Origin of the sequence: Streptosporangium album, assembly GCF_014203795.1 — a bacterium.
Lineage (GTDB): Bacteria > Actinomycetota > Actinomycetes > Streptosporangiales > Streptosporangiaceae > Streptosporangium > Streptosporangium album.
Genome location: NZ_JACHJU010000001.1, coordinates 410,425 through 434,880, shown reverse-complemented (window position 1 = coordinate 434,880; position 24,456 = coordinate 410,425). Strand labels below are relative to the sequence as shown.

Sequence of the window (24,456 nt, the reverse complement as noted above, 5' to 3'; positions counted from 1 at the left end):
CGTGCAGTTCCACATCGTCCCTTCACCAGGCCCCAGCGAGAGCACGACCATTCGTGCCCGCGCGATGAGGCAGCATGCCCCGGGCCTTGCCGCAAGCCGCAGGGTGCGTTATACGGTAAAAGTGGCGGAGAGTGCGAGCTGGTCCAGAGTGTAATGATTCACAGACAGCGGACCTCGGGGCTGCCTATATTTCAGGGAACAGAATTCCCGTGTTGGAGGCCCAGGTGTCCGATGTGTTCGCCAAGGATCTCAGCCGTCGAGTCGTGACGAGAATCGCTCCTTCCGAATTGCCCCTGTTCGATCAGACCTGGGACGCGCTCGGCGGCAGGAACAGGTCGAGGTCTCATCGGGAGCCGCTCGGGTTCGGGTTGCCAGGGGTGGACGAGATGCTGGTGACGGCGATCGTCTCCGGCGTCGTGACCACGGTGCTCATGGATGTGGGCAAGGATGTCGGCTCGTGGACCGGTCGGCTGATCGGCCGGTTGCGCCGTCGTCCGAGGGAGCTGCCCGAGGGCCCGCCGCCGTTGCCGCCGGCCCGGCTGGCGGAGATCCGGAAGGTCGCGTACCGGAAGGCGCGCCGGATAGGCATATCGGAGACACAGGCCGATGCGCTGGCCGATGCGGTGGTGAGCGAGCTCGCCCGCAAGCCGTCATGAACGGCCGCATCCCGTCGGCCACCGCGTCCGCGTTCGTCCTGCTGATCAGTCTGGCGTTCGCGACGACCGCGATCTACCGGCCAGGGGTGTTCGACCTGCTGTCGACGCATGGGTCGGAGGTCCCGGCGAAGGTCAGGGAGGCGTGTTTGCTGGCGGCGCTGAAGGGCCGGGACGATCCTGCGTGCGAGGTAATGAGCCGTGCGGCCGATCAGGATCTCCGGCTGGGCACGTTGCTCTGTTTCGCGACGCTCATCCTGCTCACAGGGCTGCAGTACTGGTTCGGCCCGGCCTGGCGGATCCGCCGCCGGCGGCTGCGTCCGGTCGTCGGCGAGGTCCACGATGAGTTGCGGCGGATGTCCGAGGAGGTGCTCGGCGGCCGCCGGGTCGTCTTCCTGCTCGACGTGCTCAACCCCGCGGTGGCCGGGCTGGCGTTCGGCCGGGCCGGGCACAGGTATGTCGTGATCAGCCGGGGCACCTGGATGTTGTTCGAGCGCGACCGGGCGCTGTTCCGTGCGGTGGTGCTGCACGAGCTGGCGCACGTGCGCAACAGGGATCTGGACATCACGGCGGTGACGATGGCGATGTGGCGATCGTACGCCGCGGTGATCCTCGTGCCGGGCCTGCTCGCCGCCGTGAACGGGGTGCTGTCGGAGCAGGCGCCGTTCCTGCGGTCCGAGCAGATGCCGTTCGGCTCGAGCGTGGTGCTGTCGTGGTTGTTCGCCGCCCAGATCGCCGGACTGGCGGTGCTGTCGTGGCTGACCCGTTCGGTGGTGCTGCAGTCGCGTGAGCTGACGGCCGACGCCCGCGTGTTGTCGTGGCAGGAGGACGCGACGCCGCTGCGCCGCCTGTTCGAGGAGGCGCCGGCTCCGCGCCGGTGGCCGGTGTCGCTGCGGGTGCGCACCCACCCGCATCTCGCCGTACGCCGGGCCGCGCTGGACGAGCAGGCGCCGCTGGTGCGCCAGGGCTTCGTCTTTCCGCTGGCCCTGGGCGGCTGTTTCTCCCTGACCATGGATCCTGCCACGTCGCTGACCGCGCAGGGACGCACCAACACGTTGCCGTGGCCAGCGGAGGTGTTCGCCCTGCTGCTGGCCGTCGCGCTGGGATTGCGGGCGTTGCGGGCCGTGGGGGCGGAGAGCGACGCCGTGCACGTGCCGCTGGGCCTGGCCGTGGGGCTGGCGGGTGGCTGGGTTCTGGCCCCGAGCAGGATGACGGACCACGCGCTGGCCCCGTTCCCCGTGCCGGTGCAGCTCGCCGGGCTGGTGGTGCTGGCGGTGGCGGGCCTGCTGCTGGGGGTCTGGGTGCGGTGGGTGGCGAGGGTGTGGGCGCCGCGGGTGCACGGCCTGTGGTCGGCGCTGGCGCCGCTGTTGCTGATCGCAGCGGTGGTGACGCTGAGCGCGCGGACGTTCTACGGCATCCAAACCGACATCATCATCGCCCATATCCAGAAATATCCGGCCGTAGCCGACCCGCTGGCACACGTCCTGATCAGCGCGCAGATCGTGCTGGACACCCGGCTGTCGCTGGGCGTCCAGCTGCTGATCGCCATCGTCCTGCTCATGCTGGCCCCGATGGCGGTACGTCTCGCCACCCTCGGCGAACGCCGGCCGCCGATGCCCCGCCGCAATGGCCGCATCGCCCTGGCTCTGGGCTGCGGAGCCGCCGCGGCGATGATCACGGCGATGGTGTCGGGCACAGTCAACGGCTACGTCTTCCAGAGCCCTGGCACCACCCTGTCGGGCTTCGTCGCAGCCGGAGCCGCTTTCGGCGCCGCCCTCGCGGCCGGCGTGGCCGGGTTGTCCGGGACGTCGCCGGTCGCCAAGGGCATGGTGGCAGGGCTGGCCGCCGCGGTGCTCTACGCCCTCGTGCTGGAGTTGGTGGTGCTCCCCTTGAGGGCGGCGCTGCCGTGGATCATCCACATGATCATCCTGGAGCGCATGCTGGAGGCCGGGCTGATCGCCGGGCTGGCCACGGCTCTGCTGTCCCGGTTGCTGCCCGTCCGCAGGGAGCTGGGTTCAGGCGTCGGTGTACCCATACGGGGGTGAGGCGATCCCACCCCACTCGGCGTCCGTACGCCTTCTTGGCCGGTCAGGATGATCAGTCCGCCTGAAAGCGGATGGTCGTGCTGGTCGCCGGGGAAGTTATCTCCGCATGAAAGGAACGTCGTAGGCCGGCGGTTGGCTGTTCATCAACTCGGTCAGGTCCTCATCAGTGAGTTCAAGGTCGAAGGCGTTGCCTGCTTGCCGTGGATCCCAGCCGTGATCAAGTGCCGTGCGTATGGTCGCCGTCACGAGCGCCGGCCGTATGGCCATCGTCCGCTCTCCCCACCACGCGTCCGGCCGTGAGCAGGGAAGCGACACCAGAAGGGCGCGACCCGACGCGTCGGCCAGTTCCACCGCGAACGTCATCGGGCCCCAGCTGTTCCCTTGGCAATACGTGGGCTTACGACGGACGCGCCAGCGGAATATGGTGCCGTCGACGGTGATGAGCCGTGAGCCCTTCTTCGGGATCGCCATGAGGCCACCTCCTGCTCTGTTCCGTCGCTGTTCCGTGGGATGGCCGAGACCAGCGAGAAACGATGAAAGCCAGTCGCAACCGTAGCCCCTGCTCAGCGTCCTGATCGACAGGTTTCCTCAGGTGGGCGGGCAGGGCATCGGAGATCACCCAGATCTACGAGGGCAGGACACAACGAGGGCACACGAGGGTGTGAGAAGGCCGGAAACACCGAGAACCGATGAGAGGCCGGACCACAGGTCAGGCACCACCCCGCGATGCCGACCGAGGTCTCAGCCGCCGCCCTTGCTGAAGTGCTGGTAGTCCCCTGTGCCAGGAGGAGAACACATCGGGAGGATGTCACCGGCATCCGATTGGATGAGCTGCATGACTGCTCATGACGTGGCCCGGCTGCTACCCGATATCCCAATGCTCCGCGACCTGTGCCGGTCCATGGCGGTACTGGAGGCCATCCTGAACCCGGAATGGTCCAGCCGCTACCACTCCTTCGACGCGGACTGGAGCCCCGGGGAGGAGATGGCCTCCATGCGCAACGGCTCGGGGGACGAGTACTCCATCGTCTTCTCGGGATCGGGTGCCTACATTCGCGGCTTCGACCATGAGGCGGTGATGAGTCCGTACGGCAACGACGGGCCGTGGCCGGGGGTGCTCGACTCCGTCCCCGAGGTCTTTCGCCACTGCGTGGCCGAGTCCGCGTTCTGCGACGAGGACGGCATGCCGGTCGTGACCGCCTGCCTGTGGCGCGAGGCCGGCGACGACCGCTGGCAGGTCGGCGAGATCGACTACCCGGACGGCGTGAGCGACCCCGACGGCGCGACACACCTGTTCGCGCGGCTCGTCGACCCGTCTCCGGAGACGTTCCGGCGGTTCGCCGAGGACTACTACGAGGTCCCCGTGGCCCTCGAAGCGGTGCGGCAGGTCTACGTCCTCCGCCCGCTGACACAGGCGGTGGTCACCGCGCTGAACGCCGACCTCACCATAAAGGACCTCGCCGACGACCTCGCTGCAGCCCGGTATCCATCCGCTGCCGGTTGAGAAGACCGTCTGCCCGTAGGGTGATGATCGTGCAACGGCTCGCGCTCTTCGATCTGGATAACACGCTCGTGAACCTGGACGAGGCGTTCCGGGCATGGGCCGCGGAGTTCCCTCTGTGCCAACCGGTTGGAAGGTGGCCATCGTCACCAACGGGACGGCGGACAACCAGCTCGGCAAGATCCAGCGGACGGGACTGGCCGAGGCCGTCGACGCTTACGCGCTCTCGGGACTCGAAGGCATCCGCAAGCCCGATGCCGGTCTGTTCGAGATCGCCGCCCGGCGGTGCGGCATGAGTCTGGCCGGTGGGGGATGGATGATCGGTGATCACCCCGTCAAGGACATCGGTGGGGGACGGGCCGCCGGCCTCCGCACGCTCTGGGTCGACCGGGGGACGTCGCAGCACCAGGAGCACGAGGCCGACCACGTTGTCACGGACGTGCTCCAGGCGATGGAGATCCTTCAAGCGGAGCGGTAGCCGGCTCAGGTCTCCGGACGCCACGAACGGTGATCTTGCTAACGCAGATGCTAACAACGGTCCTGGACGACACTGGACACGCCTGGATTCCCGGACCCCGTAGACCCGCTCGACCAGGCGCGCGAGACAGCGGTGGACGGTCCTGGACGGTTTTCATTCGACTTGTAAACAGAAGGTCAGGGGTTCGATTCCCCTCGTCGGCTCGCAGTTCAAAGGCCACTTCCGATCACCGGGAGTGGCCTTTGCGACCGGCAGCTTCCGGCGCCCCCTACGGAGATCCTGACCAGGGGAAACGTCCTTACTTCGCATCCCATCGCGCGAACCCGAGCGCCGGACCTGGCTCTCAGGGTGGAGTCGGCCTCGGGCGCTACCTTCCCGGGTTGAGCGGAAGATCGTGCCAGCGCCCGAGGCCGCGGCTGGTCATGGCCGACATCGTGAAAGGTATGAAACGAGCTCTCCTTCTGGCGTTCGCGCTGGTCCTGCCGATTTCCGCCTGCGGCGCCCCGGCAACCGTCCAGGCACAGCGCCTGATGATCCCCTCACCGACAGGGCCGCATCCCGTGGGAACCGTATCCGTACACCTGACCGATCAATCGCGCCAGGACCCCTGGACCACGTCGGGCGCCAAGCGCGAACTGATGGTCAGCCTGTGGTATCCGGCGAAGGATGCGCAGAACCACAAAGTCGCTCCTTGGCTGCCCAAGGCGGCCGCCGACCGATACCTGGAGGACAACGGGCTGAAGCCGGGTTCTGTTCTGCTGGACACGACCGACGGTCACGAGGGCGCCCCCATCGATCAAGGCCTCGGCAAGTTGCCGGTGATCCTTTACTCACCCGGCGCCAACGCCTCACGCGCGTACGGCACCGGCGTCGTGGAGGAACTGGCCAGCCGAGGCTACGTGGTGGTCACCATCGACCACACCTACGACGCGGCGGTGGTCGAGTTCCCCGACGGCAGGGTGGAGACCGGGCCCGAGGTGACCGACTTCGCCAAGGCGGTCGAGGTCCGGGTGGCGGACGTGCGGTTCGTCCTGGACCAGTTGCCCACGCTGGACAAGGCACACGTCTTCGATCTTCAGCGGATCGGCATGTTCGGCCACTCGCTCGGCGGCGCGGCGACCTCCTCGGCGATGTACGCCGACAAACGCATCAGGGCCGGGCTGGGCCTGGACGGCGCCGTGTTCGGCAAGGTGGCGCAGTCGGGGCTCGACCGGCCCTACCTGGTGGTCGACACCGAAGGAAAGGGCGGCATATCGACCAACCCGGCGTTGCGCACGTTCTGGGATGGCCTGCGCGGCTGGAGGCTCAACCTCACACTCAAGGGGGCGGCCCACAACTCCTTCGGCGACGACGTCCTACTGATCCCGATGTCGGCCAAGCCGCTGGGCCTCAGCAAGGCAGAGGTCGAGGAGATCGTCGGCACGATCCCGGCCGAGCGGGCGCTGGCCTTCCAGAAGGCCTACCCGCTGGCCTTCTTCGACCTGCACCTGCGCAAGCAGAAGGAGCCGCTGCTGGACGGGCCCTCACCCGCCTTCCCCGAGGTCGCCTACCGGCGCTGAACCGGCCGTGACCACGCCGCCCTCGTAGGCGGCGATGACCAGCTGGGCCCGGTCGTGGACGTCGAGCTTGGCCAGCAGGCTGCGGATGTGCGTCTTGACCGTGGCCAGGCCGAGGCCGAGCCGCTCGGCGATCCGCGGGTTGGCCAGCCCCCTGGCCACCAGCACGAGCACCTCCCGCTCCCGGCCGGAGACCCGGGCGAGCCTGGCCGCCAACGCCCCCGGAACACCGGCCGGCTCGCGCCTGGCGAACTCCCCGATGAGCCGCATGGTGACGGAGGGAGCCAGCAGCGCCTGGCCCGCCGCCACCACCCGCAACGCTTCCAGCAGGTCGCCCGGTCTGGCGTCCTTCAGCAGGAATCCGCTGGCACCCGCGCGCAACGCGGCGTAGACGTACTCGTCGAGGTCGAAGGTGGTCAGCATCATCACCTTGACCGCGGCGGTGACCGGGTCGGCCCTTATCAGCTCGGTGGCCTTGATCCCGTCGAGGTCGGGCATCCGTACGTCCATGAGCACGAGGTCGGGGCGGAGGCGCCTGGCCAGTTCCACCGCCTCCCGCCCGGTGCCCACCTCGCCCACAGCCTCCAGGTCGGGCGCCGTGTCAATGAGCATGCGCAGCCCGGCCCGCAGCAGCGCTTGGTCATCGGCGACCAGCACCGTGGACACGCTCACCGCTCACCTTCCAAGGGCAGCCGAGCACGCACGGCGAAGCCGCCCCCAGGCTCCGACCCCGCTGAGAAGGTTCCGCCGTACATGGTCACCCGCTCCCTCATTCCGGCCAACCCGTGACCGCCGCCCCAGCCGGGCGCCTCCCCCCGACCGTCGTCGATCACCTCAACCACGAGCTCCCGCCGGTCGTACGTGCTGACGGCGACCCGGCAGCGCGTCGGGCCCGCGTGCCTGATCACGTTGGTGAGCGACTCCTGGACGACGCGGTAGACGACGAAGGCGAGCCCGTCGGTGACCGTCAGGCCAGCTTCGACGTACAGGTCCACCTCCACCTCGGCCGTGGCGGCTCCGACAACGAGCCCGGGTAGTGCGGCCAGGCCGTAGCACGCCTCGCGGTCGGCCGGGTCGTCGCGGAGCAGGCCGAGCAGCCGCCGCAGGTCGGCCTGCGCGCTCCTGCTGGTGTCCTCGATGAGCGTCAGCGCTTCGCGCGCCTCGGCGGGGTGGGTGTCGGCGACGTGGTTGGCGATGCCGGCGCGCATGGAGATCAGGCTCATGCTGTGCGCGACGACGTCGTGCAGCTCGCGAGCCATCCGCAGCCGCTCCGCTGTGGCCGCGGCCTGGGCGGACTGGACGACCGCACGCGCCGCGTGCGCGCGCTGCTCCCGGACCGCGACGCCGATGATCCAGGCGAGACCGAGCACCAACCAGGCGAAACCGCACGCCGACAGCGCCAAGGCCCACGAGACCGAGGCGACGGCCTGACCCACCGCGGTGAGCGTCAGGGCGGCTATCAACGCGACCGCCGCGGGCCGCCGCGGTTCGAGGAGGGCCACGGCATGCAAAGCCACCGCCAGCGCCGGGTACGCCTCCTCCCACCCGGCGAGCGGCGCGACCGCCGTCGCCGCCAGGACCACCGAGAACACCGGCAACGGCCACAGTCGCCGCACCGCGAGCGGCAGGCAGGCGACGGCGATCAGCGGGATCGTCGCGTACTGCGACGCCAGCCAGGCCGCCGCGCAGAAGGCGACGGCGAGCACGACAGCGGCGATCGCGTCGACGGCCACCCAGTGGCCGGGCCGGAGCCTGCGCACGATCAAGGGACGCCGCTCGACCATGGGATCAACATTAGCCGTGCTGGTCATCATCCGTCTCCGCCATAGGGATGAGGCCAGGCCGTCATGGACCGCGTCTTCGAGCAGTAGCCGGCCATGCCCATGCCTCATGATCTTGCAGAGCAGCCTCGCTTACCGCGTCTGGCCGGCGGAGTGGGGAGACACAGCCTGCAGCTGCGGCTGGCAGGTGGGATTCCTCGACGCGAGCCGCCTTGGCACGGCCAGCGACTACTGCGGAGAGCAGAATGTCGCCGATCTGGAGGTGGTGGCTCTCCGGTATGCCAGTCCGCCATTCATCGGTGTCGTTGTCGGATTCCGTGATGGCGCCGAAGACCGGCAGCGGCAACCTGTTCATGGTCTTCGGCGAGCCGGACATCGACATCCAGCAGACGGCTGAAGGCGTTGTGGTGGAGATCCGGGGCATTGACGTCTACGACCCGACCCAGGGCGCGATCCGCTCGAACGGCACGAACGAGATCGCCCTCTGGATGATCGACACGGACTACGACGGCGAGTCGTTCTTCGTCCGGCATTGCTACTTCACCGGTGGCAACGATCCGTACAAGCGGCTCAAGCAGGCACTCAAGGCCGACATCGACGAGGACGCTTGGGCTGCGCTCTACACCACGCGTTCGCAGCCGTTCCGGTCTCCGGCCACTGGCAAGATCGCGGTTAAGGTGATTAACCACTACGGTGACGAGGTCCTCCAGGTCTACGACGTGTAGCAGGACACCTTGGGCGACGCGCCGTACAAGTGCTGGAAATGTCCGTGGCGGTTTGCGAAGCGCCCTGCTTCTCTTGGTGAATTCGGGAGGAGTGGGGGCGCCCATCCCGGAGCACCGCGAGACCGCACCGTCGTGAGGCGGCGCTCCGTACGGCCGTCCGGGAAACCGGCCGTAGCTGGACTTCAAAGAAGCCCCCGCTCGTCTCTTCGGAGACGGGCGGGGCTTCTTTGCGTTGGGCGGCTCAGCCCAGCCAGAAGGCGGCGAGTGACCATTCCCGCATGCCGGCCGTAGAACCGTCGTGCGGCAGGAACTCCGTGGGGGCGATGTATCCCTCGCCGGGGTCAAGCCGGATGCGGAGGCACCGCAGTGTGTGCCCATCTGCGACGTAACGGCGCAGGTCGTCGGTGTGCGGGTAGTACCTGTCCTGGTCACAGCCCAGGGCGCGGCATATCTCTTTGATGTCCCGGTCGCCGACCAGGAGATAGCGGGTGCCGGGTCCCAGGTTGAGGCAGAGGCGTCGGCGGCTGTTCTGCCGGGCAGAGTAGGTCAGCCGGTCGAAGTTGTCGACGTGCAGTCCGATCCGGTGGCCAGTCGTGGAGTCCTCGGTGCTGGTGAGCTGGCCGGGCGGGCTGGCTGTGCAGGCGAGGCGCCTGTGCGGCCAGCGGCCTTCCAGCGGGTCGAGAGCGGCTGCGGCATCCACACGGGCTTGGAGGTCGTCGGAGGCGAAGACCGGCAAATCCTGGCTGACCAGTTCGATCGTCATGCTGAGCGGCGTGTCAGCGTCGGGCCGGAATCGTTCGGCCTCTTCCTCTCTGAGGGCTGCCCAGCCCCTACGTGGGACGACGGCCACGCCGTCGTCGTAGCCCGGCGTGTCGCCCGCCTGCCTGACGTCCCCGATGTCGATACGTCCCTGGATGTCGCTGAACTGGTCGAACAGCAGTCGTACGCCCATGTCTCCGCCTCCCGTGCAGCAGTTGTCGTAGTCCTAACTGACGGTGATCTCCAGCTCGGCCGCGAACGCCTCGGCGAGGCCCTGGAGCTGCGGCCGATCAACGATGATCTTCTTGAGCGCGGTCACGCCGCGAAGGCCGGACAGGTCGTTGCCGCGCAAGTCGCAACCACGATAGGTGCCGCCATCGAACTCCGTCAGGTGTAGGTCGCACTCGTCGAACGCCACATCGCTCAGGTCGGCTGCGGAGAACCTCGCCTCACGCAGGGAACAGGACGAGAAGATGACTGCCCCGATGGCGCGCATGTGGGTGAAGGCGGCAAGGTCGAACTTGCACCGCTCGAAGACCACGTCATCGAGCGTGACGTTCTCCCACGCAGCGCCGAGCATCTTGCAGTCGACGAACACGACCCTGGAGAGCTTGCTGTCCTCCCAGCGGAGGCCGGACAGGTCGCAGTCGGAGAACTCCACCGAGTGCAGGCGCAGTTCCTCCAGGCGGGCACGCTGGGTGGTGAGGCCGGTGATGCGCCCGTCCATGAGCTGGGTTCCCGACAGGGGCAGCTCGCGCAGACTGGCGTCGGCGTATCGGAAGTCGCGCAGCTTGCCGTGCTCGCCTTCCAGCGAATCGACCTCGTCCAGGTCGGCGTCGTCCAGGTCGGGCAGCGTAACGCTCGTCTGGCGTACGGCGGTTTCCATTGTCTTGCCTTCCATATTGGTCCCGTCGTGGGCGCGGTGATCCCGCGCCCACGACGGTCATCTGCTATTTCTTCTTGCTCCAGTTGTCCCAGCTCGGCTTGTTGTTGAATCCGCCCTTGCCGTTGTCCCAGCTCGGCTTGTTGTCGAACTTGGCGGCTCGAATCGGATCGGGGTTCTCAAAGGTGCTGGTACTGATCAGGTCGTCGACCACCTTCGCATCCGTGGTGGCCAGGCACTCCAGCATGGTCATGCTGCGATCTCCTTTTTGGTTGAGGTGTGCAGAGCGGTGATGAGGGCTTGACGGGTGAGTCGGCAGTAGTCGGTCTCCGTCGTGGCGAAGCTGCCGTTCTCGAAGTAGCGGTTGCATGCCTGCGCGCCCCGGCAGAAGTCGAAGAACTCGCATTCGGCCTGGCAGCGGGACAGGCCGGTCATGAACTCGCGGACGTAGCGCAGCCGGTGCGCCTGGGCCAGCATGCTGGAGATGCTCTGGGAGCGGACGTTCCCGGCGAGGAAGTCGCCGTAGGCGTCGTCGCTGATGCCAGCCAGCTCGGGCGACATCAGCACCACGTCTCCATCCACCGACACTGTCGGAATCGGATCGAGGCCGTATCTGCACCACTCGTCGCGCTGCCCGCTGCGTGCGAGGTACAGGTAGTCGGCGAGTCGGTCGAGCTCCCGCAACGCAGGTCCTCCGTCGTGGGTCCTGCGCCAGTTCAGGACCCGCTGCCAGAATCGCTCGGCTTGGTCTTGGGCGATCCCGCACCGCTGGTCGTTGACGCCTTCCATCTCCTCCACGTTCAGGCCGATGGTGTGCGGCCCCAGGTCTGCGAGGAAGTCCAGGAGGGACTCGGGCTGCTCAATGCCTTCGGTCCCCACGACGGCGATCACGGAGAAGCGGATGCCGTGGTCACGCAGGCGGCGGATGCCGCGCACGATCCGGTCGAAGGCAGGCCGGCCGCGAAGGTCGACCCGTCGGGTGTTCAGAGCCGCTGGGCCGTCGATGCTGACGCCGACGCGGACTTGGTAACGGGCGAGCAGGTCGCACCACTCGTCGTCGATGAGCGTGGCGTTGGTCTGCACGCTGTGCTGGATTCGGCCCGCGTGACGGAGCTGCTCGAACGGCGCGAGCAGGGCGGTGAACTTGCGCTGGCCCAGGGCCAGGGGCTCCCCGCCGTGCCACACGATATCCAGTTGGCCGCCGGGGTCGGTCAGATCCGCAGCCGAGTCGGCAACGGCCTGGGCGATCTCGGGGGACATCTCATTGCTGAGTCGCCGGAACGGCAGATAGCAGTACACGCAATCGAGATTGCATAGCGTGGTCGGCTGAAGTACCAGTGTCCCAGGTCGGCCGAACCACCGATCAAACTCTAATCGTCCTTCCATCTCGTGGCGTTCCTTTCATAGAGGGGGGAAGGAGCCGTGGTGCCCGTGGCCACGAGAGGGTTGTCGCTCTTCGCGCGCACCTCTGGCGAGGGGTGAAGGGCGATTTCGTCTCGTGGCCACGGTGTCGTGCGGTCCGTCGAACCCCGCGAGCGGCCCGGTAAGTCGCGCACCGCCGCTCGCGGGGAGTTTGTCGCGGCGACACGGGAGGAGGACTCTCCGTGCCGCCGCGGGCTTAGGGGGTGCCCGCCAGGTGCGGCGCGGGCTGCATGTCCTCGATACGGACGACCAACTGTGTGGCGAGCGCATAACGAAGCAGGTCCGGCTCGTCCAGGCCAACGAAGAAGTTGCGTTCACCTGTGTGAACGGGTCTCCCGTTCAGGTCGGGGCTGTACATGTCCGCCAGGATCGCTGCGGGCTCGCGGCGGGCCACGGTCCAGACGGCGGATGACACGTGAAGCCGAGGGCACATGCTGAGCGATTCCGGGATGCACGCGGCGCAGGTCGGGGGCGCGCTGGTCAGGCCGCTGTCCGCGTCTCCGGGGATCTCGCGGAACGCGGTGGCGGTGGTGATCCACGGGATGCGGCCCGTTTTCGGGTCTGTCGCGACTCGGCCGCAGACCTGGCACAGGAGCTTTTCCATGCATCGCCACTGGCGAGCCGTGTTGAGCAGCTTCCATTGCGGCTCACCACGCCGGTTGTTCAGGACTCGGGCGCGAAGTACTCTGCCAACCTCATCGCCACGGCGCGGGTTGTCGTAGACAAGCCGCAGGCCGCTGAACGGCTTATTGACGAACGACAGAGATTGCGGCGCGCTTTCGCCCGCGTGAGCGATGACGAAGGGGACGCGGAGCCGTGGCTCCACGGTGCCCGTCATGTCGGTGCTCGTGGCGGTGCTCGTCATGCCGTACCGCCTGGCTGTGCTGCTGGCTGTGCTGTGAGGACCAGGTTCGCGACCATTTCAGGATGCGCAGAGGGCACTGTCTCGAGGTTGGGGCCTTGCGATATGGACACCAGGTAGCAGCCGGAGCGCTGCCCTATGGCCACCGTGGCGATCACCCATCCTACGTCGCTGTGAACGACCAGTTCGGGGGTGTACCGCTGGCGCTTTCCCAGCGGGAACGGTCGGCCATCGCCGAACAGGCTCAGGTGGTGCGTGTGAACGACGTAAGAGTGAGCTCCCCGGACCTTCAGCAGTCGCTGCACGGCAGCCAACGCCTTGTCGTGCTTTTCCGCTTTTGCGTCGCTGCACTCCTCGGCGTCGTTATGTTCTATTTGTCTGGAATTCAGAAGGGGAGAATCCATCGACCCATATAAGGGAGTTGTACTAGCGTGGTTCACGGGTCGGACCTCCGATGTCCGATTAAGGGCCCGTTAGGCGTTGACCGCGTCCTAACGGGCCCGTTTAATGCGTCAAAACAATAAGAACCTTTCGGAACCGCTTACCGGGAGAGGAAGCAAGAGGATGCTTGAGGAAGGTGGGGCGGCCTTCCTCCTTCCTCCCCCTCTCATCCGACTGTCGACGAGGTGCACAGATGCTCGATGAACCGACCCCATGGGCGGCGCTGATACGGCAGGGACGCAGGGATCACCTGCTGTCTCAGAAGGGCCTGGCTGCGCGACTGAGGGAGGCGGCGGGGCATGATGTGCAGCTGGCGACAACTGAGAGCATCTGTCGCTCGATCCGTCAGTGGGAGAGCGGGGCATGGCGTCCGAGCTCGCTCTACGTCACCTTGCTGTGTCGGGTGTTCGACCTGAGCGAAGATGAGCTTCTTGGCTCCGACACAAGGCCCGGGGACCTCTCCGCGCCTTGGGAGATCACACCTCATGAAAGTCCTGCCTTGCCGAATCATCATGTTGCGCCGGAATTGGTCGGCTATTTCTCAACCCAGCTTCATGGTCATTACATGGCCGACATGTACCTTGGCCCGCACCATTTGATCCCTACGGTGATCGCTCAGCATCGGCTCATCGGCGAGCTGGCCGGGCAAGCTTCGGACGCGCTTCGCCGGGAGTTGCTGCGCGTCGGCACCGCGTATGCCGCGTTGGTCGGCTGGCTCTACCAGGACGCCGGCGACCTTCGACAGTCCGCTGGTTGGCGGGCGGAGACGCTGGACATGGCTCATCGCGCCCACGACCCGCAGCTCATCGGGTACGCCTTGGTCAACAAGGCGATGCTGCGGACCGACACCGGGGACGGCGCTGGTGTGGTGGATCTCGCCTCGGCCGTGCTCGCTGATCACCGTCAGCTGTGCCCGAAGGTCCAGATCTTGGCGCTGCAGCAGGAGGCGCATGGCCGCTCCCTCATGGGAAACCGGCGCGAATGCGAGCGGTCTTTGGACGAAGCGGCGAACCTGACCGACGCGATCGACGACGATTTCGCGTGGGGCAATGCTGCCCGCCGGACCCCGCAGTACCTCAGTATTCAGCGCGCCACCTGCTACGGGCGGCTGGGTCTGCACGGTGAGGCGGCCGCGCTGTGGGAAAGCGCTCTGGAGCGGCAGCCGTCGCAGTCGCAGCGCGACGTCGGTGTGTTTCAGGCCCGGTTCGCGACGGCGCTTGCCGCGAGCGGAGAAGCCGAGCGCGCCGTGGCCACTGCGGGCAACGTAGTGCGGTTGATCCGGGAGACCGGTTCGGCGCGGATGAAGACCGCGCTGCTCGGGATCCGTCCGGCGATGAGGCCGTGGGCTCGAACCTCCCATGGGCGGCAGGTGAGTGAGATGCTAAAGGCGATCACTGCCTGACTCAGAGGACTTCGATGCCCCCTCAGCCGTTGACCGACGAGGAGATGACCCGCCGTCTCGCTGACCTTCCGGGTTGGCAGCGGCGCGGTGACGCGATCGCCCGGACGTTCGCTCACACCTACCACGAGTGTCTGCACCTGGCCTTGTATGTCGGGGCGAAGGCCCGCGAGGTCGGGCATCACCCGGACATCGACATCAGGTGGCAGCGGATCACGTTCTCGATCACGACCCACGATTCAGGCAACCAGCTCACGGAGAAGGATTTCGAGCTCGCCGCGCACATCGACCGCATTGCCCAGGACCACGGGGCAGAGCCCGTGTGATCCGTAGTTCTACGCTGGCGGCGTCAGCGGTAGGCCTTCCTCCAGCAACCGGACCCGCAGCGGGTTGGCGATGAAGCGCATCAGCTCGACCAGGCGGCCGTGCGCATCGCGAGTGACTTGCTTGACGCTGAGGGCTCCCACGACTCAGGCCACGTGCGGTGGATGACGAGACGCCACCCACCGCGTAGACGTTGCACCTACGCCGTCATTCGTATGGACAGGTAGGCGACAACGCCGCTGTAGCAACGGCTGTAGCAACCAGCGCGAGTTCACTGGGGTTCGTCGCGATGCGCGAGAGGCCGCTACCAGGAGAAACGAACCTCAGTGAACTTGTCTGGACCCTATGCCTGAGACTACGGATCAGAAGGTTAGGGGTTCGAGTCCTCTCGGCCGCGCCAGACAAGGAAGGCCCGTGACCAGGGAAAACATGGTAGCGGGCCTTCTCGCTTTCTAGATCATCGACGCTACCTGCTAACACGCTTGCTAACACGGGTGGCTCCCAGGCCCCGCGCGGGCGGGCGGTGGAAGACCGTCACCGTCTACGCCGTCACCAGCCTGGCCCCGCATCAGGCCCGGCCCGCCGACCTCGCCGCGTGGATCCGCGCGCACTGGCAGATCGAGGCCCTGCACCATATCCGCGACGTCACCTACCGCGAGGACGCCAGCCAGGTCCGCACCGGATCGGGACCCGCGGTCATGGCAGCCCTGCGGAATCTGGCCATCGGAATCTTGAAGTTCTGCGGCCGGACCAACATCGCCAAGGCCAACCGCCGTCACGCTCAAGATTCCGGACGCTGTCTCGCCACCCTCGGCATCACGTAATCAAACCGGACAAAACGCGAGAACGCCGGGCCCCTGAGTCATGCCCACCAGGTGGGTCGAGCCGGTCTCGCATCCTGGCGGGGACCGCTCGCGCTTAGCGGCGGTAGTAGTAGGCCGCAGTGTAGCCCATGTTTGCCCTAATGCTGACATTTCGGCAGTTCTTCTGCGTGAAGAGTGACCCGCCCTGGTTAGCGCCGCGGAATTTGACGATCCAACCAGGCGAGTCCCAGGTCGCCGACTCGACGATGGCGATGTGCCCAAAGCGTGGGTAGTAGGTGTCCTTCCACACGGCTACGTCACCTTTCCTGGGTGCTATGCCGTGCCCGACATACTGGAACCTGTTCTGCTTCAGGACGGCACCCATGTCGGTGGCGTTCCTCATCTGTCCGGTCAGCCCGTAGTACCGCTGCACGAACGCGACGCACTGGCAATTTGAGGCGGCCGCCGCGCTGACGTCCGACTCGTCGATGATGTCGGTGCCGACCCCGGTAGCTGGTCCGGTGTCGTCGCCCTCAACCGAGGCGATGGTTTGGGCGCTGTGAGCGCCGGTGCTGGCAGTCGCCGGTTGAGCAACCTGCGCGAACACCAGTCCGAATGCGATCGTCAGCGCCGTGGTACGTGGTAGAAGGCCGGGAAGGATTCTCGATGATGAACCGCCGCTGTCAGTCAGTGCCATAAGAGTATTTCTCCCTACGAGACTTGAGTGATCATGACGGCGAAACGGTATCAGCGATGCGTGTGGGTTTTGCATAGAAAGCGCCCTTTGGGGTGCCTAGCAGCTTCTGGATAGTCAGGGACATAACCTGACAGAGAATCTGGAAGAGGTAGATACGTGACGAAATGTCGCAGCTAGGTGGGCTGCTTGGAGTTTGGCCATCGGCGCAGCGAATTCGTCGGAGAGGGCACCGGTGACGGCGCGGCGTTCCCCATCGCCTGCGCCGCCGATGCTGACGTCGCCGCAAGGCTCCGGCGTTCTCGCGTTTTGTCCGGTTTGATTACGTGATGCCGAGGGTGGCGAGACAGCGTCCGGAATCTTGAGCGTGACGGCGGTTGGCGCCCTCCATGAGGTGCCCGTAGACGTCCTTGATGATCGCGATGCTGGCGTGCCCGACGACATCGGAGACGACGTGCAACGGAGTCACCTGCGCGAGCATGAGCGAGGGCTCGGGAGTGCCGCAGCTCGTACGGTTGCCAGTGCCCGAGCCCCGCCTTCTCGGCCGGCTTGGAGAACAGATGCGAGAGGGCGTCGGCTCCCGGGAATCCGGCGGCACCCGCAGCACACTTCCTGCGGATGCCGCCTTGGGAAGGGTTCGGCATGGTCCCGGGGGACGGCGGTGCCGCCGAGGGTGACTACCGCCCCACGAACGACCTGAGTCAAAGTGCCCCTGTGGGGCCGGGGAGGACGATGTCGAAGTAGCTTTGCGCGGTGTAGGTGGCGATCTTTCGAGCCTTGCCCGTTTTGGTGTTCACCGCGTAGGCGGTCATGGTCTCGTAGGGTGGATCGAAGCGCCGTTCCTCGGATGGGCCTGGATCGTTCTTGGGGGCCGGCCCGCATCGGATGGACATGGTCAGAGCTGTCACCTCGGTGGCGTTGCGCCACGTACGCAACGAGATCCCGTTGGCATCCGCAGGCAGTCCGCTCACAGTCATCCTCTGGAGCGCCTTGCCCGTCCGCGCATCGAGGCGTACGAGGTCGCCTTTACGGCAGGGCTCGGAGAGCGTGCTGCGATTCTCGATCGCCATGACGGTCTTTCCGTCGGAGGCGAGTGGGCTTAAGTGGTAGTTCTGCGGCAGTTCGACGGCCGTGGCGTTGCCCGCCGTGGAGGTCGCCCACAGCCTCGATATCGTCTGCAGCCGTGATTTGGGCGCGTACTGCGCGAGCGTGATTGTGTTGCCGTCGTCTGAGAGGCCGATGGGGTTCCAGTCGTTCGGCAGGGGGCGGACCATGCGCTCGCGCATGTCGATGAGCATGGCCGGGTCTTTCAACGCCGGGTTCTTGGTGAAGGCCAGGAAGCGGCCGTCCCCGGACAGCAGCAGGTGGGAAATGCTGCCGAGCCACGCCTGCGGGACCTTGGTCGGGGCCGTCAGTTGCTCACCCGAGGCCAGGTCGCGGACCACGAAAGTGCTCTCCGTGGCACTGTAGTAGGCGATCTTGCGACCGTCCTGGCTGATCGCCAGCGGACTGTCCCGCAGTCCTACTCCCCGGTAGGCGCTGAGGCTGGTAAGCGCCTGCGGCACGTGGTAGGTCCTGCCGGTCTGGGTGACCACCCTCCAGCCGCCGTCCCTGCAGTCCGGCGGGACCTTGCCGTGCTCCGGCTGGCAGAACGTCTTGTAGGCGTGGCTCAGTGGGCCGACCCCACGCGCGGGGAGATCGGTGACCATATCTGGGGTGGTTGCAACGCCCGGCTGGGTGGGCAGCAGCCGTACAACGGCTGTCACGCCGAGCGCGGTGACGACCACCAGCGCGGCCGCGACGAGTGAGATGACACTCTGGCGCCTGCGCTTGTAGATGTTGATGGTCCGTTCGGCCAGGTCTACCTGAGGCGAATCCTCAGCCAGGTCGTTCAGCACTCCCCGTAGCCAGGTCATCGGCGTGCCTCCTGGATGTCGTTCAATTCAGCGAACCTCGGCGCCAGGTCGGGCGCTAGATCGCGTAAGCGGGCCAGCGCGTGGTGGGCATGGCTCTTCACGGTGCCGATCGAGCAGTTGAGCAACTCGGCGGTTTCGCGTTCCGTGCGGTCCTCGTAGAAACGGAGCACGATCACCGCTCGCTGCCGCGGAGACAACCGCATAAGTGCCTGACGCACGGCGAGCCGTACGACCGTGGAGTTCTCGCTCGAGTAGGACAGTTCCGGCGGCGCGCTGCTCGGCAGCTCGGTGCTGGCCCGGCGCCGCCGCCACGAGATGTGCTGGTTCAGCAGAGCCTTGCGCGCGTACGCCTCCGGGCTGTCGATATGTGAGAGCTTGGGCCAGCGTCCGAGCAACTTGAGCAGGACACTCTGCAGCAGGTCTTCGGCGAGGTGGGCGTCTCCCGTGAGTAGGTATGCCGTGCGCATCAGCGACTGCTGATGCGCCGCGACGAACTCACGGAAGCTGTCGTTGCGGTCCAACATGACTCCTCTCAACCGTTACCGACGCCGGTGAGGAGACCAAAGGTTGGGCCGACAGTGCGTGAATCCTGAGGATTTGTTCCAAGTCGCCGATCTTGGGCGCGCCGTGCATCAAAGCCCGCGCGAATAAAGGTGAACGTGAAGTGATCGCCCGGCTAGCCACTCCGCGGCTCACGACGAGCGCCGTACAGCAACACCCCCTCACATGGTCACACTCCACCAATCCGCATCTACCGTCTGAGCAGGCAGGCCGGCCATCGACAAGGGGCCTGCCCTTCCCTACGGATTAGAAGGTGCCTGGCTGGTGTGCTGTTTGTCCCGGATCCAGATTTGGGTGCATCGAGGGAGGTCCTCGATGCCTCCGCCTTCGGGGATCATGCCCCAGAGGAAGGGGATCAGGTACTGAGGCGGTTGGCCCAGGAGCACGGCCAGTTCGTCCTCGGTGACGGTGAGGGTGAATGCCGCGCCCGGTTGCCCGGGGTTCCATCCCTGTTCGATGGCTCGCCGGATGCATCCGGCGACGAGGGCGGGGCGGACCGCGATCGTCCGTTCTCCGAGCCGGTTGTCCGGCCGGGCGCAGGGAAGTGACACCACGAGAACACGTCCCGGCTCCTCGGTCCGTTCAACGGTGACGGTGAGGGGACTCCAGCCATTGCCCTGGCAGTAGGTGGGCCTGTGCCGGATCCGCCAGCGGAAGGCGGTGCCGTCGACGCTGATGGGCCGTGAGCCCTTCCTGGGCATCGCCACGGGCGCCTCCAAGCTTCTGCTCTGTTCCGTCGCTGTTCCGTGGGAGTACCAAAAGCAGCGAGAAGTGACGCGAGACGCCCGCAAGCGTAACCGCTGCTCATCCCCATGATCGAGCTGTTTTCGCAGGTGACCGGATCGGACATCCAAGATCACCCAGATCTACGAGGGCAGGGCGTAACGAGGGCACACGATTTTGGAGGCCATCCTGAGCCCGGACTGGGAGAGCCGTTATCGCTCCTTCGATGCAGGCCGGGGTCCGGTGGAGGAGATGGCCTCGATGCGTAACGGCCCCGGAGACGAACGCTCCATCGTCTTCTCAGCGGGGGCGCATACATCCGCGGTTTTGATCACGAGGCGCTGATGAGTCCGTACGGGAACGACGGGCCGCGGCCAGGGGTGCTCGACTCGGTCCCCGAAGTCTTTCGTCACTGTGTGGAAGAGCCCGCGTTCTGCGACGAGGACGGCATGCCGGTCGTGACCGCCTGTCTGTGGCGGGAGGCCGGTGACGACCGCTGGCAGGTGGGCGAGTTCGTCCGCTGACGCAGGCAGTGGTCACCGTGCTGAACGCCGACATGCCGGCACATGCCGGTTCTCGGCGGGGACCAAGTTGGCGTCAGGATCGCTCCGTATCGAAGCGGGCCGCATGGGCCTGATGTGCAGAACCTTCACATCCTCTCCTCGGATCTATCACATATCCATGCTTGGCTTCGTTCACATGAGGCGGGAGCAGGACATGGGCCGGCGGTTTGAGTCGGTCCCGGTCAGAACGGGCACGGCGGGGGAGGGCAGGGCGGGCTGTGCCGCTTTCGTCGCGGTGATGTCGCTGCCGGTGCTCGCGTTCGCGGATTGGCTCGTCGTGATGAGCGTCATCCGCGGAGTCCAGTGTGGGCAGTACGAACGGGGCGGTGTCCTGGACTGTGGTGGCTCGCCCGCGATGGAGGAGGCTTTCACTACGGGGATGCTGTCGGCGGTTCCGTTGCTGGCCGTCCAGATGTGGCTGATCGGTTTCGGAATCCGGTGGCTTCGGAACGGGTCGCGTTCGCTTGTCCGGGGAAGGCGTTCGCGCCGTGGAAGCGCCGGCGTGGATGACGGTCCTTGAGGATGACGCGGAAGCGTAGGGGGCACATCGGGGGCACATGGCGTTGGAAGACAGCGGCGAACGCTGTCAATTGACGGCAGCGTTCTGGTAGCTCAGAGGCGATACCCCTGATTCCGCCGCAGGTCATAGGCATGCGGAATGAGAACCCGGCCCACAGGCCGACTCGTCCGCCCTCGCCCTACGGCACTCCCGCGACGATGCCGCCCACATCCTCAACGCCTTCCCGATCGTCAGGGACGAGGCCACGTGCGGCACGTGCCGCACCAGGGGACTCGCCCTCGCCGAGACGGAGGTCTTGATTCAGCGGCTCGTTGTCATGGACGGCACGATCCCGGCCGACGTCGTCGAGCAGATCACCGCGCCGGTCACCGATGTCCGGGTCGACGTGCTGTGCAACCCGTCCTGTCCACCGGTCGATCCAGAACCTGAACCGCACGCCGGGCTGGAGCGCGTTCTGGAGTGAAAGGACGCCCGGAGGTGTGGTCAGCGCTTCAGGTTCACGGTGCGATCACTCCTTCCGGGGAACGACATGATCAGCAGATGCTGGGAGTCGTCGCGTTCGGAGACGCGGTAGTGCAGGCGGATCCGATAATGGCCCTTGCCCAGGCCGGCGAGGTTGGGCAGGGGGTCGCCGCCGCTCTGGTCGGCGAGTTCGATCCGGCCGGAGGAGGTGCCCAGGCCGAACTCGACCACCCGGTCCCAGCCCCTGGTCTCCACCGGCGGGCGGCGGCGGTAGAGCTCACCGGTCAGGCAGACGTCCATGTCGGAGTCGACCAGCACGTTGACCGCCCCCTGGGACACGGCCACCAGCCCGTCCCGCTGCGCGGCATCCAGCAGGTCGGAGCCGAACGCGCCGGGGTCGACGTCATTGGCGACGGTGGCGTCGCCGTAGCCTTCCAGCACGCCGTAGTCGGTCCAGGTCCGCTCGCGGAACACCTTGACCGGTCGGAGCCTGGGCCGGTGCCGGGGCGCCTCGTCGCACTTGCGCTGTTCCTGCGCCTCCCACTCGTCCATTTCCCGGCTCTGCTGCTCGCGCTGTGCCCGCAGGTCCGCCGCCGCCCGGGGGCAGATCCCGGCCAGGGTGCCTGCCATCGACAGGACGTGGACGCCGTCCCGCTGCTGGATACGGGCGATCTCCGCCGGATCCTTCCTGACGTACGCCTCGCACAGTTGCCGCCCGAAGGCCAGCAACTCCCGGTCGGGCAGCCGTTTGTAGGGTCCGTCGCCGCTCTGCCGCACCAGGCAGACGAAGTCGCTCGCGTCAGCGGGGCAGTCGGACACGGCCCCGGGTGCGTGATCGGTGACCGGGAGGAACGCCAGAAGCATCAGCGGGACCAGCGCCACCACGGCCCGGCGCAGCGACCCCCCGGGCCGGGCCGTCCTCGTCGCGGCGAGCATGCAGGCGGCCGCCAGCAACGGAGGAAGCTCCGGGCCGAGGAAGAAGAGCAGGCCCCGCACGCCGCCCCAGGCGTCGACGCAGTCACCGCCGATGAGCATGTCCACCGTGAACCCGAGCGGCCACACCCCGTACGCGACCAGCGGCATCACCACCAGGACCCGCACGATTGCCCGTCCCAGCCGAGGGTGGCCGTGTCGCAGCCCGATCCAGGTGGCCAGCAGGCCCAGGACGACGGCGGGCACCCCGCCGTACCAGACCACCGGGAGCCAGCCGTACACCACATGCACCGGAACCTGGTCGGTCACCGCGGGACCCAGGCAGCGCGGATCCCCACCGGAGACGATCAACCCGTCCGGGAGGAACCAGTTGACGGCGAGGCCGGAGGAGGCGGCAAGGAGGGCCGCAGCCCACCAGCGCCAGGGGCTGCGTGACACCCCCAGGAACTTACCGGTTCATGACGGCCATATCGGCCCGCTCTGTCGGGGGCCTCTGCTGGGATGAGCGTGACATCACCGACATGGAGGAGTGCCGCGTGGACCGTGCCGCCTGGAAACCGTTCCTGAGGCGCTGGAGCGGGGAGTGGCTCGCCGTTTACGACGTGGAGCCACACTCGGCGTTCGAGGAGCCGGTCAGCGATGGCTGGCTGGGCTTCCCGCCCGCCTCCGCTGAGCAGGTGGCCGCGGCGGAGGCGCGGCTGGGGTGCGTGTTGCCGCGGTCCTTCCGGGAGTTCCTCCTGACGACCGACGGCTGGCGAGACGCGGGTAGGTTCGTCCACCGGCTCTGCGGCACCGGTGACATCGGGTGGCTGCGCGATCTGGACTCGCCGTGGGCCGAGGACTGCTATGACATCGATGACGAGGATGACGAGGAGGATGTCGCCGTCCTCCTCGGGTGATCGCTGCAGATCTCGCTGGAGGCGGACGCGGGCGTGGTGTTCCTCGACCCGAAAGACGTGGACGAGCACGGTGAACGGGCGGCGTACGAGCTGTTCACCTGGACGGCCATGGGCCCGCAGCGGCACGGCTCCTTCTATGAGCTGATGTACGACTTCTATGCCGACTTCCACGCTTTGGACCGCCCACAGTGCGAGACCCAGCGCGAATGGGACGCGAAGATCGAGCAAGCCCGCCTGGCGAGCCTGGCAGGCGAGGTCGACGGCCCGCTGGCGGTGTTGGAGGAGGCCGCGCGCTTCGGCCGTGACCGCGCCAAAGTCTTGCTGTTCCAGATGCAGGCCATGCTGGGCTCCAGCGACGCGGACGGGGAGATTGGGCGCATGCTGGGGCGCGGCAGCAAGCTCACCTTGCGCCTTGACGCCCCCTTCCTGACGGCCGAGGTCCTGCCCATCCTGTTCGCCAAACACGAGCGCACCGATCACTGGTCAATCAGCTCCACACTCGACGGTCTGACGGAGCGCGGGTCCGAATCGGTCCAGCGGCTGATCGCCGACTACCGGGCGCGGGCGAGCGTGCCCGGGTTCCGGATCCGGTTCGGCGAGGCGGACTTCGACATCGCGGTGCGCGCCGCCATCGCCGAACCTGCCCGGGGCGACGCCTGGTCGCTCCTGCGCGACGCCCTCCTGACCGACGCGCAGTGGGAGCTGATCGAGCCCTTACTGCCCGAGCCAAACACCGGCGGACGTCCGGAGAAGCATCCGCGCAGGGAGATCGTCAACGCGATCCTGTACGTGGTGCGCTCCGGCTGTCCATGGTGGTACCTGCCCACCGACTTGCCGCCATGGCAGACCGTGTACTGGTACTTCCAGCAGTGGGAAGAAGCCGGCGTCACCGAGATGCTGCTGACCGAATTGCGCATGTCGGCCCGCCGGCAGGCCGGCCGCGCCGATGAGCCGTCGGCGGGGATCATCGACTCGCAAAGCGTCAAGGGCGCCGACACAGTCGGCCGCGACAGCCGCGGCTACGACGCGAACAAGAAGGTCAACGGCCGCAAGCGGTTCATCGTCACCGACACCAGCGGCCTGCTGGTCACGGTCGCAGTGATGGCCGCAAGCTGGCAAGACCGTGACGGCGCCAAGACCACCTTGCTGTCGACGTACCTGACCACCCCGATCCGGCATGTCTTCGCCGACCAAGGCTTCGCCGGACGGCTGGTGGACTGGACTCATGACACGCTGCGCACCACCCTGGAGATCGTGCGCAAGCCCGCTGCCCAGCGTGGGTTCAACGTCATCTCACGCAGGTGGGTGGTCGAGCGGACGTTGGCCTGGCTGACCGCCTGCCGCCGTCTGGCTCGCGACTACGAACGCGATCCCGCGGTGTCTGCGGCGATCATCCGCTGGGCCGCCATCGCCGGTATTGCCCGTCGCCTTACTCGCGGCGGACCCGCCCAACGCCAGGCCCGTTGCATCTGCAACTGACAGAGATGATCACCATCTCAAGCACCTAGAGGTGATCCGTCGCGGAACGCTCAGTTTGAGTCAGCCGTCTAATC

At 66.9% G+C, this 24,456-nt stretch carries 28 protein-coding genes; 13 read left to right on the top strand and 15 right to left on the bottom strand.

Going from position 1 to position 24,456, the window contains the following annotated elements:
• Positions 1-287 precede the first annotated feature (287 nt).
• On the top strand, positions 288-656 hold the full coding sequence (locus FHR32_RS01950; protein WP_184752438.1) for a hypothetical protein: 369 nt from the start codon (positions 288-290) through the stop codon (positions 654-656).
• Positions 653-2,698, top strand: a complete 2,046-nt coding sequence (locus FHR32_RS01945) for a M48 family metalloprotease (protein ID WP_184752436.1) — start codon at positions 653-655, stop codon at positions 2,696-2,698. Before FHR32_RS01950 ends, FHR32_RS01945 begins: the two co-directional genes overlap by 4 nt.
• Before the next feature lie 96 nt (positions 2,699-2,794).
• Here the strand turns inward: FHR32_RS01945 and FHR32_RS01940 are convergent, their stop codons facing one another.
• Positions 2,795-3,169 carry a hypothetical protein gene (locus FHR32_RS01940; RefSeq protein WP_221465215.1) on the bottom strand — a complete coding sequence of 125 codons (375 nt, stop codon included), beginning with the start codon at positions 3,167-3,169 and terminating at the stop codon, positions 2,795-2,797.
• Between the two features lie 364 nt (positions 3,170-3,533).
• Between FHR32_RS01940 and FHR32_RS01935 the strand changes: the two genes are divergently transcribed.
• From FHR32_RS01935 to FHR32_RS01925, 3 genes are all read left to right on the top strand, one after another.
• Positions 3,534-4,202, top strand: coding sequence for a hypothetical protein (locus FHR32_RS01935; protein ID WP_184752433.1), 669 nt, complete (start codon positions 3,534-3,536; stop codon positions 4,200-4,202).
• 115 nt (positions 4,203-4,317) lie between these two features.
• A complete protein-coding gene (locus FHR32_RS01930) occupies positions 4,318-4,677 on the top strand; it encodes an HAD family hydrolase (protein WP_312881859.1) in 360 nt (119 codons plus the stop codon).
• Between the two features lie 443 nt (positions 4,678-5,120).
• Complete coding sequence (locus FHR32_RS01925) at positions 5,121-6,236, top strand: alpha/beta hydrolase family protein (protein ID WP_184752431.1); 1,116 nt, start codon at positions 5,121-5,123, stop codon at positions 6,234-6,236.
• Here the strand turns inward: FHR32_RS01925 and FHR32_RS01920 are convergent.
• Together FHR32_RS01920 and FHR32_RS01915 are read right to left on the bottom strand one after the other, a co-directional pair.
• Positions 6,201-6,899, bottom strand: a complete 699-nt coding sequence (locus FHR32_RS01920) for a response regulator (protein ID WP_184756308.1) — start codon at positions 6,897-6,899, stop codon at positions 6,201-6,203. The genes FHR32_RS01925 and FHR32_RS01920 overlap by 36 nt on opposite strands.
• A gap of 2 nt (positions 6,900-6,901) precedes the next feature.
• Positions 6,902-8,017 carry a sensor histidine kinase gene (locus FHR32_RS01915; protein WP_184752429.1) on the bottom strand — a complete coding sequence of 372 codons (1,116 nt, stop codon included), beginning with the start codon at positions 8,015-8,017 and terminating at the stop codon, positions 6,902-6,904.
• Between the two features lie 317 nt (positions 8,018-8,334).
• Between FHR32_RS01915 and FHR32_RS01910 the strand changes: the two genes are divergently transcribed.
• A complete protein-coding gene (locus FHR32_RS01910; protein WP_221465214.1) occupies positions 8,335-8,739 on the top strand; it encodes a hypothetical protein in 405 nt (134 codons plus the stop codon).
• Between the two features lie 241 nt (positions 8,740-8,980).
• Here FHR32_RS01910 and FHR32_RS01905 read toward each other — a convergent pair whose 3' ends face one another.
• The 6 genes from FHR32_RS01905 to FHR32_RS01880 form a co-directional block, all read right to left on the bottom strand.
• Positions 8,981-9,691 (bottom strand): hypothetical protein, encoded by a 711-nt coding sequence (locus tag FHR32_RS01905; protein ID WP_184752427.1) that lies wholly within the window; start codon positions 9,689-9,691, stop codon positions 8,981-8,983.
• A 33-nt stretch (positions 9,692-9,724) separates the two neighbouring features.
• Positions 9,725-10,399: a pentapeptide repeat-containing protein gene (locus FHR32_RS01900; RefSeq protein ID WP_184752425.1), complete on the bottom strand. Its 675-nt coding sequence runs from the start codon at positions 10,397-10,399 to the stop codon at positions 9,725-9,727.
• Positions 10,400-10,448: 49 nt separating this feature from the next.
• Complete coding sequence (gene amcA, locus FHR32_RS01895) at positions 10,449-10,634, bottom strand: multiple cyclophane-containing RiPP AmcA (protein WP_184756669.1); 186 nt, start codon at positions 10,632-10,634, stop codon at positions 10,449-10,451.
• Positions 10,631-11,767 (bottom strand): cyclophane-forming radical SAM peptide maturase AmcB, encoded by a 1,137-nt coding sequence (gene amcB / locus FHR32_RS01890; RefSeq protein ID WP_184752423.1) that lies wholly within the window; start codon positions 11,765-11,767, stop codon positions 10,631-10,633. Before amcB ends, amcA begins: the two co-directional genes overlap by 4 nt.
• A 232-nt stretch (positions 11,768-11,999) precedes the next feature.
• The gene (locus tag FHR32_RS01885) at positions 12,000-12,668 is read right to left on the bottom strand and encodes a hypothetical protein (RefSeq protein WP_184752421.1); all 669 of its coding nucleotides are present in this window, start codon (positions 12,666-12,668) and stop codon (positions 12,000-12,002) included.
• Positions 12,665-13,069, bottom strand: a complete 405-nt coding sequence (locus FHR32_RS01880) for a hypothetical protein (RefSeq protein WP_184752419.1) — start codon at positions 13,067-13,069, stop codon at positions 12,665-12,667. The genes FHR32_RS01885 and FHR32_RS01880 overlap by 4 nt, the downstream gene beginning before the upstream one ends.
• A gap of 230 nt (positions 13,070-13,299) precedes the next feature.
• Between FHR32_RS01880 and FHR32_RS01875 the strand changes: the two genes are divergently transcribed.
• The 3 genes from FHR32_RS01875 to FHR32_RS01865 all read left to right on the top strand — a co-directional run bounded on the left by FHR32_RS01875 (position 13,300) and on the right by FHR32_RS01865 (position 15,653).
• Positions 13,300-14,508, top strand: a complete 1,209-nt coding sequence (locus tag FHR32_RS01875; RefSeq protein WP_221465213.1) for a helix-turn-helix domain-containing protein — start codon at positions 13,300-13,302, stop codon at positions 14,506-14,508.
• Positions 14,509-14,522: 14 nt separating this feature from the next.
• On the top strand, positions 14,523-14,831 hold the full coding sequence (locus tag FHR32_RS01870) for a 4a-hydroxytetrahydrobiopterin dehydratase (RefSeq protein WP_184752417.1): 309 nt from the start codon (positions 14,523-14,525) through the stop codon (positions 14,829-14,831).
• 492 nt (positions 14,832-15,323) lie between these two features.
• Complete coding sequence (locus tag FHR32_RS01865) at positions 15,324-15,653, top strand: hypothetical protein (protein ID WP_184752415.1); 330 nt, start codon at positions 15,324-15,326, stop codon at positions 15,651-15,653.
• Positions 15,654-15,747: 94 nt separating this feature from the next.
• Here FHR32_RS01865 and FHR32_RS01860 read toward each other — a convergent pair whose 3' ends face one another.
• The 5 genes from FHR32_RS01860 to FHR32_RS01840 form a co-directional block, all read right to left on the bottom strand.
• Entirely contained in the window at positions 15,748-16,329 is a 582-nt protein-coding gene (locus FHR32_RS01860) for a CHAP domain-containing protein (protein WP_184752413.1), read from the bottom strand.
• 319 nt (positions 16,330-16,648) lie between these two features.
• Positions 16,649-16,795: a hypothetical protein gene (locus tag FHR32_RS01855; RefSeq protein WP_184752411.1), complete on the bottom strand. Its 147-nt coding sequence runs from the start codon at positions 16,793-16,795 to the stop codon at positions 16,649-16,651.
• Between the two features lie 232 nt (positions 16,796-17,027).
• On the bottom strand, positions 17,028-18,242 hold the full coding sequence (locus FHR32_RS01850; RefSeq protein ID WP_184752409.1) for a TolB-like translocation protein: 1,215 nt from the start codon (positions 18,240-18,242) through the stop codon (positions 17,028-17,030).
• Entirely contained in the window at positions 18,239-18,766 is a 528-nt protein-coding gene (locus FHR32_RS01845) for a SigE family RNA polymerase sigma factor (RefSeq protein ID WP_376773266.1), read from the bottom strand. Before FHR32_RS01845 ends, FHR32_RS01850 begins: the two co-directional genes overlap by 4 nt.
• A gap of 276 nt (positions 18,767-19,042) precedes the next feature.
• Positions 19,043-19,510 (bottom strand): hypothetical protein, encoded by a 468-nt coding sequence (locus FHR32_RS01840; RefSeq protein WP_184752407.1) that lies wholly within the window; start codon positions 19,508-19,510, stop codon positions 19,043-19,045.
• Positions 19,511-20,207: 697 nt separating this feature from the next.
• On the opposite strand from FHR32_RS01840, the gene FHR32_RS01830 reads away from it, so the two are divergent.
• Together FHR32_RS01830 and FHR32_RS01825 are read left to right on the top strand one after the other, a co-directional pair.
• Entirely contained in the window at positions 20,208-20,609 is a 402-nt protein-coding gene (locus FHR32_RS01830) for a hypothetical protein (protein ID WP_184752405.1), read from the top strand.
• A 316-nt stretch (positions 20,610-20,925) separates the two neighbouring features.
• Positions 20,926-21,072, top strand: a complete 147-nt coding sequence (locus FHR32_RS01825; protein ID WP_184752403.1) for a hypothetical protein — start codon at positions 20,926-20,928, stop codon at positions 21,070-21,072.
• A 20-nt stretch (positions 21,073-21,092) separates the two neighbouring features.
• Here the strand turns inward: FHR32_RS01825 and FHR32_RS01820 are convergent, their stop codons facing one another.
• Complete coding sequence (locus FHR32_RS01820) at positions 21,093-22,442, bottom strand: hypothetical protein (protein ID WP_184752401.1); 1,350 nt, start codon at positions 22,440-22,442, stop codon at positions 21,093-21,095.
• Positions 22,443-22,462: 20 nt separating this feature from the next.
• Between FHR32_RS01820 and FHR32_RS01815 the strand changes: the two genes are divergently transcribed.
• Both FHR32_RS01815 and FHR32_RS01810 read left to right on the top strand, forming a co-directional pair.
• Positions 22,463-22,903, top strand: a complete 441-nt coding sequence (locus FHR32_RS01815; RefSeq protein WP_184752399.1) for an SMI1/KNR4 family protein — start codon at positions 22,463-22,465, stop codon at positions 22,901-22,903.
• A gap of 630 nt (positions 22,904-23,533) precedes the next feature.
• A complete protein-coding gene (locus tag FHR32_RS01810) occupies positions 23,534-24,382 on the top strand; it encodes an IS5 family transposase (protein WP_184756305.1) in 849 nt (282 codons plus the stop codon).
• Positions 24,383-24,456: the final 74 nt, after the last annotated feature.

Excerpts from the sequence above, each read along its gene's own strand:
- FHR32_RS01915 (WP_184752429.1), bottom strand. The coding sequence starts at position 8,017 with ATGGTCGAGCGGCGTCCCTTGATCGTGCGCAGGCTCCGGCCCGGCCAC.
- amcB (WP_184752423.1), bottom strand. The coding sequence starts at position 11,767 with ATGGAAGGACGATTAGAGTTTGATCGGTGGTTCGGCCGACCTGGGACA.
- FHR32_RS01905 (WP_184752427.1), bottom strand. The coding sequence starts at position 9,691 with ATGGGCGTACGACTGCTGTTCGACCAGTTCAGCGACATCCAGGGACGT.
- FHR32_RS01885 (WP_184752421.1), bottom strand. The coding sequence starts at position 12,668 with ATGACGAGCACCGCCACGAGCACCGACATGACGGGCACCGTGGAGCCA.
- FHR32_RS01860 (WP_184752413.1), bottom strand. The coding sequence starts at position 16,329 with ATGGCACTGACTGACAGCGGCGGTTCATCATCGAGAATCCTTCCCGGC.
- FHR32_RS01880 (WP_184752419.1), bottom strand. The coding sequence starts at position 13,069 with ATGGATTCTCCCCTTCTGAATTCCAGACAAATAGAACATAACGACGCC.
- FHR32_RS01940 (WP_221465215.1), bottom strand. The coding sequence starts at position 3,169 with ATGGCGATCCCGAAGAAGGGCTCACGGCTCATCACCGTCGACGGCACC.
- FHR32_RS01830 (WP_184752405.1), top strand. The coding sequence starts at position 20,208 with ATGCTTGGCTTCGTTCACATGAGGCGGGAGCAGGACATGGGCCGGCGG.
- FHR32_RS01870 (WP_184752417.1), top strand. The coding sequence starts at position 14,523 with ATGCCCCCTCAGCCGTTGACCGACGAGGAGATGACCCGCCGTCTCGCT.
- FHR32_RS01900 (WP_184752425.1), bottom strand. The coding sequence starts at position 10,399 with ATGGAAGGCAAGACAATGGAAACCGCCGTACGCCAGACGAGCGTTACG.
- FHR32_RS01925 (WP_184752431.1), top strand. The coding sequence starts at position 5,121 with ATGAAACGAGCTCTCCTTCTGGCGTTCGCGCTGGTCCTGCCGATTTCC.
- FHR32_RS01875 (WP_221465213.1), top strand. The coding sequence starts at position 13,300 with ATGCTCGATGAACCGACCCCATGGGCGGCGCTGATACGGCAGGGACGC.
- FHR32_RS01825 (WP_184752403.1), top strand. The coding sequence starts at position 20,926 with ATGGACGGCACGATCCCGGCCGACGTCGTCGAGCAGATCACCGCGCCG.
- amcA (WP_184756669.1), bottom strand. The coding sequence starts at position 10,634 with ATGACCATGCTGGAGTGCCTGGCCACCACGGATGCGAAGGTGGTCGAC.
- FHR32_RS01910 (WP_221465214.1), top strand. The coding sequence starts at position 8,335 with ATGGCGCCGAAGACCGGCAGCGGCAACCTGTTCATGGTCTTCGGCGAG.
- FHR32_RS01815 (WP_184752399.1), top strand. The coding sequence starts at position 22,463 with ATGACGGCCATATCGGCCCGCTCTGTCGGGGGCCTCTGCTGGGATGAG.
- FHR32_RS01945 (WP_184752436.1), top strand. The coding sequence starts at position 653 with ATGAACGGCCGCATCCCGTCGGCCACCGCGTCCGCGTTCGTCCTGCTG.
- FHR32_RS01935 (WP_184752433.1), top strand. The coding sequence starts at position 3,534 with ATGACTGCTCATGACGTGGCCCGGCTGCTACCCGATATCCCAATGCTC.
- FHR32_RS01845 (WP_376773266.1), bottom strand. The coding sequence starts at position 18,766 with ATGTTGGACCGCAACGACAGCTTCCGTGAGTTCGTCGCGGCGCATCAG.
- FHR32_RS01850 (WP_184752409.1), bottom strand. The coding sequence starts at position 18,242 with ATGACCTGGCTACGGGGAGTGCTGAACGACCTGGCTGAGGATTCGCCT.